Raw genomic sequence first — 11,399 nt, forward strand, 5'->3', positions numbered from 1 at the left:
ATGGACACCTTCGCTCTGGTCGTGACCATCGGGGTCGCGCTCTTCTTCACGTACACCAACGGCTTCCACGACTCGGCGAACGCGATCGCGACGTCCGTGTCGACGCGCGCGCTGACGCCCCGGGCGGCGCTCGCGATGGCCGCCGTCATGAACCTCGCCGGTGCGTTCATGGGATCCGGGGTCGCCAAGACCGTCAGTGAGGGGGTCATCGAGACCCCTGAAGGCTCGAAGGGGATGGGGATCCTGTTCGCGGCGCTCGTCGGCGCCATCGTCTGGAACCTCATCACCTGGTACTTCGGTCTGCCGTCCTCGTCCTCCCACGCGTTGTTCGGCGGCATGGTCGGGGCGGCGCTGGCCGGCAGTACGACCGTGTACTGGCACGGGGTCCTCGACAAGATCGTCATCCCCATGTTCGTGTCGCCGGTGGTCGGACTGCTCGCCGGTTACCTGGTGATGACCGCCATCATGTGGATCTTCCGGCGGGCCAATCCGCACAAGGCGAAGCGGGGCTTCCGTATCGCGCAGACGGTGTCCGCGGCGGGTATGGCGCTGGGGCACGGTCTGCAGGACGCGCAGAAGACGATGGGCATCGTGGTGATGGCGCTGGTCATCGCCGATGTCGAGGACTACGGCGATCCCATCCCGGTGTGGGTGAAGATCGCCTGTGCGCTGATGCTGTCCGCGGGGACGTACGCGGGTGGCTGGCGGATCATGCGGACGCTGGGGCGGAAGATCATCGAGCTGGATCCGCCGCAGGGGTTCGCCGCGGAGACGACGGGGGCGTCGATCATGTTCGGGTCGGCGTTCCTGTTCCACGCGCCGATCTCGACGACCCATGTGATCACTTCGGCGATCATGGGTGTGGGGGCCACGAAGCGGGTGAACGCCGTGCGGTGGGGCGTCGCCAAGAACATCATCATGGGGTGGTTCATCACGATGCCGGCGGCTGCGGTGGTTGCCGCGTGTTCGTTCTGGGTTGTGAATCTGGCGTTCCTGTAGCGGCCCCGGCGTGGGTGCGGGCCGGGGGTGGGTGCGCTGCCCGGCGTGACGGGGTGCCGCTGCGCCCACCCGTGCCGCCCCAACGGCACGACTGCCCGCAGCGGCGGCGGCATGGCGATGGGCCCGCCCCCCGGATCGGGGGGCGGGCCCTTGTGCGCCTCGCGGTGGCACCGCCATGCAGCACCGCGAGGGGCTCGGGTCGGGCCTAGCCGAAGCGGCCCGAGATGTAGTCCTCCGTGGCCTGGACCGACGGGTTGGAGAAGATGCGCTCCGTCTCGTCGATCTCGATCAGCTTGCCGGGCTGCCCGACCGCCGCCAGGTTGAAGAACGCCGTACGGTCCGAGACACGCGCCGCCTGCTGCATGTTGTGCGTCACGATGACGATCGTGAAGCGCTCCTTCAGCTCGCCGATCAGGTCCTCGATGGCGAGGGTGGAGATCGGGTCCAGGGCGGAGCAGGGCTCGTCCATGAGCAGCACGTTCGGCTCGACCGCGATGGCGCGGGCGATGCACAGGCGCTGCTGCTGACCGCCGGAGAGGCCGGAGCCCGGCTTGTTCAGGCGGTCCTTGACCTCGTTCCAGAGGTTCGCGCCGCGCAGGGACTTCTCGACGACGTCGTCCAGTTCCGACTTCTTGTACTTGCCGTTCAGGCGCAGACCCGCCGCGACGTTGTCGTACACCGACATGGTCGGGAACGGGTTCGGCCGCTGGAAGACCATGCCGACCTCGCGGCGTACGGCCACCGGGTCGATGCCCGTGCCGTAGAGGTTCTCGTCGTCGAGCATGACCTTGCCCTCGACCCGGCCGCCCGGCGTGACCTCGTGCATGCGGTTGAGCGTGCGCAGGAACGTGGACTTGCCGCAGCCGGAGGGGCCGATGAAGGCCGTCACCGAGCGGGGCTCGACGGTCATCGAGATGTCCTCGATGGCCAGGAAGGAGCTGTAGTAGGCGTTGAGGCCGCTGACATCTATGCGCTTGGCCATGGGTATCACTTCTTCTTTCGCGTGTCCGGGGCGCTGACTGTTGTTGCTCTGGCCGCGTCAGCGACCCGTCTTCGGGGCCTTCCAGCGGGCGATGCCGCGGGCCGCGAGGTTGAGGATCATGATGAAGGCGATGAGCGTCAGGGCCGCCGCCCAGGCACGGTCGTAGGCCGCGCCGTAGCCGCCGCTGTTGGCGAACTGCAGATAGATGTACATCGGCAGCGATTCCTGCGGGTCCTGGAACGGGTTCGCGTTGATGAAGTCCGTTCCCCAGACCAGCAGCAGCACGGGGGCCGTCTCACCGGTGATGCGGGCGACCGCCAGCATGACGCCGGTGGTGATGCCGCCGACCGACGTCGGCAGGACCACCTTCAGGATCGTGCGCCACTTCGGCACGCCGAGCGCCAGGGACGCCTCGCGCAGCTCGTTCGGGACGAGCTTGAGCATCTCCTCGGTGGAGCGGACGACCACCGGGATCATCAGGATCGACAGGGCGAGCGAGCCGGCGAAGCCGGACGGGCCCATGTCCAGCATCAGGATCCACGTACTGAGGATGAACAGACCGGCGACGATCGACGGGATACCCGTCATGACGTCGACGAAGAAGGTGACGGCCTTGGCGAGCTTGCCGCTCCCGTACTCGACCAGGTAGATCGCGGTCAGCACACCGATCGGCACGGAGATCAGGGTGGCGATGCCGACCTGCTCCAGGGTGCCGAGGATGGCGTGGTAGATGCCGCCACCCACCTCGGCGTCGGCGACCACGCCCATCGAGTGGGTGAGGAAGTAACCGTCGAGGACCTTCACACCGCGCTTGACGGTCGCCCAGACCAGGGAGGCCAGCGGGATCACGGCCACGATGAACGCGACCCACACCATGCTGGTCGCCACCCGGTCCTTGGCCTGGCGCCCGCCCTCGACGCGCGCCGAGATGGCGTACGTGCCGAGGACGAAGAGGACCGCGGCGATCAGGGCCCACTGGATGCTGCTGTTCAGCCCGGCCGCGGCGCTGATGCCCAGGCCGGCCGCGATCGAGCCGGCGGCGACCGCCCACAGGAACCACTTGGGCAGCGTGGCGCCGCGCAGGGAGCTGCGGCTCTTGGGGGTAAGGGTTGCGTGGCTCATGCGTTGGCCCCCGAGTACTCCTTGCGGCGTCCGATGATCATCCGGGCCGCGCCGTTGACCAGCAGGGTGATGACGAAGAGGACGAGACCGGAGGCGATCAGCGCGTCACGGCCCATCACGGTCGCCTCGTTGAACTTGCTGGCGATGTTCTGGGCGAAGGTGCCGCCGCCCGTGTCGAGCAGGCTGAGGTTGATCTCGAAGCTCGAGGAGAGCACCATCGCCACGGCCATCGTCTCGCCGAGCGCGCGGCCGAGCCCGAGCATCGAGGCGGAGATGACGCCGGAGCGGCCGAAGGGCAGCACCGACATGCGGATGACCTCCCAGCGCGTGGCGCCGAGGGCCAGTGCGGCCTCCTCGTGCATGCGCGGGACCTGCCGGAAGACCTCACGGCTGACGTTGGTGATGATCGGCAGGATCATGATCGCGAGCAGGATGCCCACGGTGAACAGCGAACGCGGCGCGCCCTGGTTCCACTCGAAGACGCCGGTCCAGCCGAGGTACTCGTCCAGCCAGCCGAAGAGCCCCTCCATGTGCGGCACGAGGACGAGCGCGCCCCACAGGCCGTAGACGATCGAGGGCACGGCGGCGAGCAGGTCGATCACGTACCCGATCAGGCCGCCCAGCTTGCGGGGCGCGTAGTGCGTGATGAACAGGGCGATGCCGACCGCGATGGGGACCGCGACGGCCATGGCGATGACCGACGACACGACGGTGCCGAAGGCCAGGACCGCGATGCCGAACTCCGGCGGCATGCCGGTGGGGTTCCACTCGAGGGTGGTGAAGAAGTTGGCCTCGTTCTTGCTGAGCGCGATCGAGGCGCGGTAGGTCAGGAAGGCCGCGATGGCGGCCATGAGGACCAGCACGAAGATGCCGGAACCGCGGGAGAGCCCGAGGAAGATCCGGTCGCCGGGGCGGGTGGCGCCGCGTGCGGCGCGCTTGGCGTCCTTCCCGGGGGGCTGGTGCGGTACGGGGGCTGGTGCGGGCTTCTGGGGATCAGTGGTTATGTCCATCGGGTTTCTCCGGTCTGCGGAGCCGTCGTACGCGGCGGCTCGGGCGGAGCCGTCCGTCTCGGGGGCTCCTGGCGGCGGTGCACCGGACGGTGCGGCCCGGCCCCCGCTCGGAGGCCGGACCGCACTCGGGTCAGCTCAGGCCCGAGACGGTCTCGCGGACCTTGGTGATGATCTCGGTGGGCATCGGGGCGTAGCCGGCTTCCTTCAGCAGGCCCTGGCCGTCCTCCGAGGCCATGTAGTTCAGGAAGGACTTGGTGGCGGGCAGGCTCTCGGCCTTGTTGCCCTTGTCGCAGACGACCTCGTACGTCACCAGGACGAGCGGGTAGGCGCCGTCGGCGGTGGGCGTGTAGTCCAGCTCCAGCGCGAGGTCCTTGCCGGTGCCGACGACCTTGGCGGCGCCGATGGCCGCGGTGGCGTTCTCGACGGTGGCCTTGACCGGCTCGGCGGCCTCGGTCTTGATGTCGACGGTCTTCATGCCGTCCTTGGCGTACGACAGCTCGAAGTACGAGATGGAGCCCGAGACCTGCTTCACCTGCTGGGCGAGGCCGGAGGAGCCGCTGGCGGACTGGCCGCCCTTGGCCTCCCAGGACTTGCCGCCCTCGTACTTCCAGTCCTTCGGCGCGGCGTCCTTCAGGTACTTGGTGAAGTTGTCCGTGGTGCCGGACTCGTCCGAGCGGTGGAAGGCCTGGATCTTGAGGTCGGGCAGCTTGGCCTCGGGGTTGAGCTTGGCGATCGCCGGGTCGTTCCAGTTGCTGATCTTGCTGTCGAAGATCTTGGCGAGCGTCGGGGCGTCCAGGACGAGCGAGTCGACGCCGGGGACGTTGAAGCCCACGGCGATCGGGCCGCCGACCATCGGCAGGTCGATGGCCTGGCCGTCCTTGCAGACCTTCTTGGACTGCTCGATCTCCTCGGGCTTCAGTGCGGAGTCCGAGCCGGCGAAGGCGGTCTGGCCCTGGAGGAACGCGGTGATGCCCGCGCCGGAGCCGGTCGGGTTGTAGTTGATCTGTACATCCCGGCAGGCCGAAACGTACTGCTTGACCCACGCGTCGATCGCGTTCTTCTGGGCGGAGGAGCCGGAGGCCTGGAGCTGGCCCTTGGCGTCGTCGCACTTGATGTTGCTGTTGGCGGTGGCGCTGGCGTCCCCGCCGCTGCCGCCGCCGGTGTCGTCGGAGCCGCACGCCGTGAGGGCCAGGGCGCCGGAGACGGCGAGAGCACCGAGAGCGAGGGCCCGCCGGTTCATGCGCTGAAGCTTCACTGAGGGAGTTCCTTCCAGGAGCCGCCGTCCTGAATCCGGCGGCGTGCGAGGAGTGGCGTTGAAGACGATCAAGACTGGGGCGATACGGACGCGTTTTCGGGAAGCGCCCCGTATCTGTAAGGCCGAAATTAGGCAGAACAGGTGAAGCCGCCGAAGGGCATAAATGAACGGGGGGTGAACCCCTGTGGACGGTGCGGTGAGGTCACGGAACGCTTACGTCAAGGACACGGAGTGGTTCCGAGCGGATGCGTCGCGAGCAGAGCGTCGACGAGGGTCCGGTCGTGCGGCTGAGTGAGGCGGGCGCGGGCTGCCGCGGGCTCCAGCCACAGGATGCGGTCGACCTCGTCGGACGGGGCGAAAACGCCGGTGGTCGCCGCGGCCGTCCAGTACCGGACTTCCTTGGGGCGGCCGGCCGCGAGGTAGCGGACGGTGGGCAGCTCGGCGCCCGGTGCGGCGGCGTACCCCGTCTCCTCCGCGACCTCGCGCAGGGCGCCCGCGAGCGGGTCCTCGCCGGGCTTGAGCTTGCCCTTCGGGTGCGACCAGTCGTCGTACTTCGGGCGGTGGACGAGGCAGAGCTCCAGCTCGCCGACGGCCGGGGAGCGCCGCCACAGCACGCAGCCGGCCGCGTGGACGGTCGTGTCGCCTGCGGGACTCACGCGCGCGCCTCCTGTCCTACGGCAGCCTGATGGGTTCCTTGCGCCAGCTGTGCTGGAACGCGTACCTCGCCGCCTCCACCTCATGCCGCTGGTCGGCGTGGAGCACGCCGAGCGCGTACGCCGTCGCGGGTGCGATGCGTGGCGTACGGGCGGCCTGGGCCGCGGCCGCGGCCGCCTCCGCGGCGTCGCGGTGGCGGTTCAGGGCCTCGCCGGCGGCCAGGAGGCGTACGTCACCGGAGCCCTCGGCGTCCTCGCCGGCCAGTACTTCGAGCGCGTACCGGTGCAGGCGCAGCAGCAGCCGGACCTGGTGCCACGGGGCGTCCTGGGGGTGGGCGACAGGGTCCGGGGAGAGGCCGTGGATCAGCGCCTCCGCGTTGTACGGGCTCCCCGCGGTGACGAGCGGCAGTGCGGCCACCGCGTCGGTGAGGCGGTTCTCCGCGGCGGCGGCCAAGGGACGGAGGTCGGTGGGGGACGCGGCGTTGTTCGGGGCGGTGGTCCGGGTCCCGGACGTGGCGGGCCCGGTGGTCCTCAGCGGGACCTCGCTCGCCAGTAAGGCGACCTTGTCGGCGACGGCGTGGAAGCGGCTGCTGCCCAGGGCCTGGAGGGCGGTGGAGTGCGCCCGGGTGCGGGCCAGGGTCAGCTGGCGGTCGAGCAGCGCGCCCGCCTTGGCCGCGCCCACGGTGAGGCTGCCGCGCTCCGGGGGCGCCGGGTGGGCGGCGGGCACGGTGGCGGACACGGCGGCGGTGGCCCGGCCGGCCGTCTGCTGGGCCGGGAGCGCCGACGAGCCGGACAGCCGGTGCAGGGCCTGGAGCAGGCGTTCCAGGCGGGACGCGTACGCGTGCTCCATCGCCAGCGTGCCGGACAGCCAGGCCAGCTCGGGGCGCATACCCTCCGCCCAGTCGGCGTCCAGCAGGGGCTGGAAGGTGTGCAGGGTGCCGCTGAGACGGCGGGCGGCGCGGCGCAGGGCGCGGGCCGCGTCCACGGGGGCCGCGTCCGGGGTCGCCCTGTCCGAGCGGCGCGCGCCGTGCGCGCCGTTCCCGCCGTGTGTGCCCGTGCCCGATTCCCGGTGCTGGCGCAGGGCGCGGAGGAACTCCGTGGCCTGGGCACGCAGGTAGCCCGCGAGGGCGTCCGGGTCCGCGGGTTCCGGCGGGCCGGCGGCGGCCGTGGCCGTGGCGGCGGGGTCCGTCGGGTCAAGGTGTCGCTGTGCCACGCCGGCGCCTCCGGGCGTCTATGAGCATCTCCTGGACGTTGCGCAGGGGCGAGCCGTCCGCGTCGGTCGCGTGCCGGGTCCACTCACCGTCCGAGCCGAGGTGCCAGGAGGCGGTGCCGTCGGACATGCCGGTCTCCAGCATCCGGTTGAGGGCCGCCCGGTGGGCCGGGTCGGTGACCCGGACCAGGGCCTCTATGCGGCGGTCGAGGTTGCGGTGCATCATGTCGGCGCTGCCGAACCAGACCTCGGGCTCACCGCCGTTGCCGAACGCGAAGACGCGCGAGTGTTCGAGGAAGCGGCCGAGAACCGAACGGACCCGGATGTTCTCCGACAGGCCCGTCACGTCCGGGCGCAGCGCGCAGATGCCGCGCACCCACACGTCGACGGGGACGCCCGCCTGGGACGCGCGGTAGCACGCGTCGATCACGGCCTCGTCGACCATCGAGTTGACCTTGATGCGGATGTAGGCGGGACGGCCGGCGCGGTGGTGCTGTATCTCCTTGTGTATGCGGGAGACCAGGCCGTCGCGCAGCGACTTGGGCGCGACGAGGAGGCGGCGGTACGTCTCGCGCCGGGAGTAGCCGGAGAGGCGGTTGAACAGGTCGGAGAGGTCCGCGCCGACCTGCGGGTCCGCGGTGAGCAGGCCGAGGTCCTCGTAGAGGCGGGCCGTCTTCGGGTGGTAGTTGCCGGTGCCGACGTGGCTGTAGCGGCGTAGCGTCTCGCCCTCCTGGCGGACGACGAGCGACAGCTTGCAGTGGGTCTTCAGGCCGACCAGTCCGTAGACGACGTGGCAGCCGGCCTCCTCCAGCTTGCGGGCCCACTTGATGTTCGCGTGCTCGTCGAAGCGGGCCTTGATCTCGACCAGGACGAGGACCTGCTTGCCGGACTCGGCCGCGTCGATGAGCGCGTCGACTATCGGGGAGTCGCCGGACGTCCGGTACAGCGTCTGCTTGATCGCGAGGACGTCCGGGTCGGCCGCCGCCTGCTCCAGGAAGGCCTGGACGGAGGTGGAGAAGGAGTCGTACGGGTGGTGGAGCAGCACGTCGCGGCTGCGGAGGGCGGCGAAGACGTCCGGCGCGGACGCGGACTCGACCTCGGCCAGGTCGCGGTGGGTGCCGGCGACGAACTTCGGATACTTCAGCTCGGGCCGGTCGATGCCGGCGATGCGGAAGAGGCCCGTGAGGTCGAGGGGGCCGGGGAGCGGGTAGACCTCCGCCTCGCCGATCTTCAGCTCGCGGACGAGGAGGTCCAGGACCTCGCGGTCGACGGACTCCTCGACCTCCAGGCGTACGGGCGGGCCGAAGCGGCGCCGCATGAGCTCCTTCTCGAGGGCCTGGAGGAGGTTCTCCGCGTCGTCCTCCTCCACCTCCAGGTCCTCGTTGCGGGTGAGGCGGAAGGCGTGGTGCTCCAGGACCTCCATGCCGGGGAACAGCTCTTCGAGGTGGGCGGCGATGACGTCCTCGATGGGGACGTAGCGGCCCGGGGACGCCTCCAGGAAGCGGGAGAGCAGCGGGGGGACCTTGACCCGCGCGAAGTGGCGGTGGCCGGTCACCGGGTTGCGGACGACGACCGCGAGGTTGAGGGAGAGGCCCGAGATGTACGGGAAGGGGTGGGCCGGGTCGACCGCGAGGGGGGTGAGGACCGGGAAGATCTGGTGCCGGAAGAGGGTGAAGAGGCGGGCCTGCTCCTTCTCCGCGAGTTCGTTCCAGCGGACCAGGTGGATGCCCTCCTCGGCGAGTGCCGGGGCGACGTCCTCGTGGAAGCAGGCGGCGTGCCGGGCCATGAGTTCGCGGGAGCGGGCCCAGATCATCTCCAGGACCTCGCGGGGCTGGAGACCGGAGGCGGAACGGGTGGCGACGCCGGTCGCGATGCGGCGCTTGAGGCCGGCGACGCGGACCATGAAGAACTCGTCCAGGTTGCTGGCGAAGATCGCGAGGAAGTTGGCGCGCTCCAGGAGGGGCGTGCCCGGGTCCTCGGCCAGTTCGAGCACGCGTTCGTTGAACGCGAGCCAGCTGCGTTCGCGGTCCAGGAAGCGGCCCTGCGGGAGCTGGGCGCCGCCGGCCTGGGACTCCTCCGACTCCTCGTACCCGTCGAGGTCCGCGTCGATGTCGGGCTCCAGGTCGGAGACCGTGGCGGCCACGGTGTGCGGGCGGTGTGCGGCGATGGAACCCACGGAGGGCTGCGTGTGCTGGACCTCTGCCTGGCTGTTCGGCTGCCTCATGAACCCATTCTTCCGCGCCGCGCGCAGGACAGGCGCGTCGGAAGGCGCGGAATGCTCTGCTCCTGGTGGCGCGGTCGGCTTCATTCGGTGAGCGTCGCAAGGCTGTCTGAATCGATGGTTACGAGGACATGACGTGTGGGATAGCGGCGGGCCTCCGGCGGTGGTGCGGGTGCCTGCGGCGGCTCGGGCGGATTCGGCCTGCGGTCGTGCTCGCGTCGGGTGATGGGGCGGGCCCGCGGCGGCCAGCGCCGGTTGGCCCGCGCCCTGCGCCCTGCGCCCTGCGCCCGCGCCCTGCGCCCTGCGCCCGCGCCCTGCGCCCTGCGCCCGCGCCCCGCGCCCCGCGCCCCACGCCCGGGCCGGGCGCCGGGTGACAGGCATCGGGCGCCGGGTGGCAGACACCGGGCGCCGGGCCACAGGACGACGTGCCCGCGTTCCCCGCCCGGATTTCCGCCTGCGATCGTGTGAACCGATTGGCCGGGCTCGTGCGATGAGGAGACGTGAGCGAAACGAGAAGCGACGGGGAGCTGCTGCGGGCCGTCGCCGCCGATGCCGACCGGCGTGCCTTCGAGGAGCTGTACCGCAGGTACGCCCCCTGGCTGGCCGCGCGCCTGCGCGGCCGCTGCGCCGACGCCGGTGTCGTCGACGATGTCGTGCAGGAGACCTTCCTGGCGGTGTGGCGCGGCAGTGCGCGCTACCGGGAGGAGGGCGACGTGGCGGGTTGGCTGTGGCGGATCGGGTCGCGGCGGCTGGTCGACGTGCTGCGCGGCGACGGGGCGCGGGGGCGGCTGCGGCACGCGCTGGCCCGGTTGCGGCACCGCGACGAGGCCTCCGCCGAGGAGCGGGTGCTCGCCGGTGTCGAGCACGGCGACCTCGCGGGCGCCCTCGTACGGCTCTCGCCGGAGCTGCGCGCGGTGCTCCAGGCCACCGTCATCGACGGGCTGACCACCCGTGAGGCGGCCGTCCTGCTCGGCATCCCGCCGGGCACGGTCAAGACGCGGGCGATGCGCGCCCGCCGGCAGCTGCGGGAGGCGCTGGCATGAGTGACGAGGACAGCCGTCGCCGAGGGACCTGGCACGTGGACGAGGACGACCTGCGGGCCTACGCCCGGGGCGGACTGGCGGCGCCCGCGCTGTGGTCCGCCGACGCCCACCTGACCGCCTGCGCGCACTGCCGCGGCGTTCTCGCCGAGGTGAGTGACGCCGCCGCTCTGGAGGCGGGGTGGGAGCGGCTCGACGCCGAGCTGGACGCGCCCCGGCCGGGCTGGTTCGAAGGGCTGCTGGTGCGGTGCGGCGTCGGTGACGGCACCGCGCGGCTGCTCGCGGCCACCCCCGTACTGCGCCGGTCCTGGCTCGGCGCGGTCGTCGCCGTGCTGCTGATGACCTTCGCCGTCGCCCTCATGGCCGGCGCCGCCGACAAGCCCGCGCTCTTCCTCGCCGTCGCTCCGCTGCTGCCGCTGGCCGGTGTGGCGCTCGCCTACGGGCCCGCGCTGGATCCGACGCACGAGATGACGGTCGTCTCGCCGATGCACGGCTTCCGGCTGCTGATGATCCGTACGGTCGCCGTGCTGGCCGTCGCGCTCGGGGTGAACGGGCTGGCGACGTTCGCCCTGCCGGGGTACGGGCTGCGCGCCCTGGCCTGGCTGCTGCCCGGCCTCGCCCTCACCGCGACCGGGCTGGCGCTGACGCCCCGGCTGGGCCCGGTTCTCGCGCCGTCCGTGGTCGCGGGGACGTGGGTGGCCGTGCTGCTCGCCGCGGACGCGGCGCGCGCGGCCGAGGACGGTCCGCTGGCGCCGTTCACGGCGGCCGGGCAGGGCGTGTCCGGGGTCGTGGCCGTGCTGGGTGCCGGGCTGCTGTTCCTGTTCCGCGACCGGTTCGACGTCTTTCCGCGGGGCGCCGCGTGAGCCCCGTTCCCGCGGGGTGCCGCCTGAGTCCTGCCTTCTGCCTT

The 11,399-nt window shown here is 71.4% G+C and carries 10 protein-coding genes; 3 read left to right on the forward strand and 7 right to left on the reverse strand.

Features of this window, described 5'->3' with window-relative positions:
* A complete protein-coding gene (gene pitH / locus RI578_RS21590; RefSeq protein ID WP_310872585.1) occupies positions 1 to 999 on the forward strand; it encodes a low-affinity phosphate transporter PitH in 999 nt (332 codons plus the stop codon).
* A 205-nt stretch (positions 1,000 to 1,204) separates the two neighbouring features.
* Here the strand turns inward: pitH and pstB are convergent, their stop codons facing one another.
* The 7 genes from pstB to RI578_RS21625 form a co-directional block, all read right to left on the reverse strand.
* Complete coding sequence (gene pstB / locus RI578_RS21595) at positions 1,205 to 1,981, reverse strand: phosphate ABC transporter ATP-binding protein PstB (protein WP_210963639.1); 777 nt, start codon at positions 1,979 to 1,981, stop codon at positions 1,205 to 1,207.
* Between the two features lie 57 nt (positions 1,982 to 2,038).
* Entirely contained in the window at positions 2,039 to 3,103 is a 1,065-nt protein-coding gene (gene pstA / locus RI578_RS21600; protein WP_310872586.1) for a phosphate ABC transporter permease PstA, read from the reverse strand.
* Complete coding sequence (gene pstC, locus RI578_RS21605) at positions 3,100 to 4,113, reverse strand: phosphate ABC transporter permease subunit PstC (RefSeq protein WP_310872587.1); 1,014 nt, start codon at positions 4,111 to 4,113, stop codon at positions 3,100 to 3,102. The genes pstA and pstC overlap by 4 nt, the downstream gene beginning before the upstream one ends.
* Positions 4,114 to 4,243: 130 nt before the next feature.
* Positions 4,244 to 5,368 carry a phosphate ABC transporter substrate-binding protein PstS gene (gene pstS, locus RI578_RS21610; protein WP_310872588.1) on the reverse strand — a complete coding sequence of 375 codons (1,125 nt, stop codon included), beginning with the start codon at positions 5,366 to 5,368 and terminating at the stop codon, positions 4,244 to 4,246.
* A 218-nt stretch (positions 5,369 to 5,586) separates the two neighbouring features.
* Positions 5,587 to 6,024, reverse strand: a complete 438-nt coding sequence (locus RI578_RS21615) for an NUDIX hydrolase (protein ID WP_310872589.1) — start codon at positions 6,022 to 6,024, stop codon at positions 5,587 to 5,589.
* A gap of 16 nt (positions 6,025 to 6,040) precedes the next feature.
* Positions 6,041 to 7,234 (reverse strand): CHAD domain-containing protein, encoded by a 1,194-nt coding sequence (locus RI578_RS21620; protein ID WP_310872590.1) that lies wholly within the window; start codon positions 7,232 to 7,234, stop codon positions 6,041 to 6,043.
* Positions 7,215 to 9,455 carry an RNA degradosome polyphosphate kinase gene (locus tag RI578_RS21625; RefSeq protein ID WP_310872591.1) on the reverse strand — a complete coding sequence of 747 codons (2,241 nt, stop codon included), beginning with the start codon at positions 9,453 to 9,455 and terminating at the stop codon, positions 7,215 to 7,217. Before RI578_RS21625 ends, RI578_RS21620 begins: the two co-directional genes overlap by 20 nt.
* A gap of 497 nt (positions 9,456 to 9,952) precedes the next feature.
* Here RI578_RS21625 and RI578_RS21630 point away from each other — a divergent pair, with 497 nt between their 5' ends.
* Together RI578_RS21630 and RI578_RS21635 are read left to right on the forward strand one after the other, a co-directional pair.
* On the forward strand, positions 9,953 to 10,495 hold the full coding sequence (locus RI578_RS21630) for an RNA polymerase sigma factor (RefSeq protein ID WP_310872592.1): 543 nt from the start codon (positions 9,953 to 9,955) through the stop codon (positions 10,493 to 10,495).
* Positions 10,492 to 11,355 carry a zf-HC2 domain-containing protein gene (locus RI578_RS21635; RefSeq protein ID WP_310872593.1) on the forward strand — a complete coding sequence of 288 codons (864 nt, stop codon included), beginning with the start codon at positions 10,492 to 10,494 and terminating at the stop codon, positions 11,353 to 11,355. The genes RI578_RS21630 and RI578_RS21635 overlap by 4 nt, the downstream gene beginning before the upstream one ends.
* Positions 11,356 to 11,399 lie beyond the last annotated feature (44 nt).

It is taken from the genome of Streptomyces sp. BB1-1-1 (genome assembly GCF_031597775.1).
Taxonomy (GTDB): Bacteria; Actinomycetota; Actinomycetes; order Streptomycetales; family Streptomycetaceae; genus Streptomyces; species Streptomyces thinghirensis.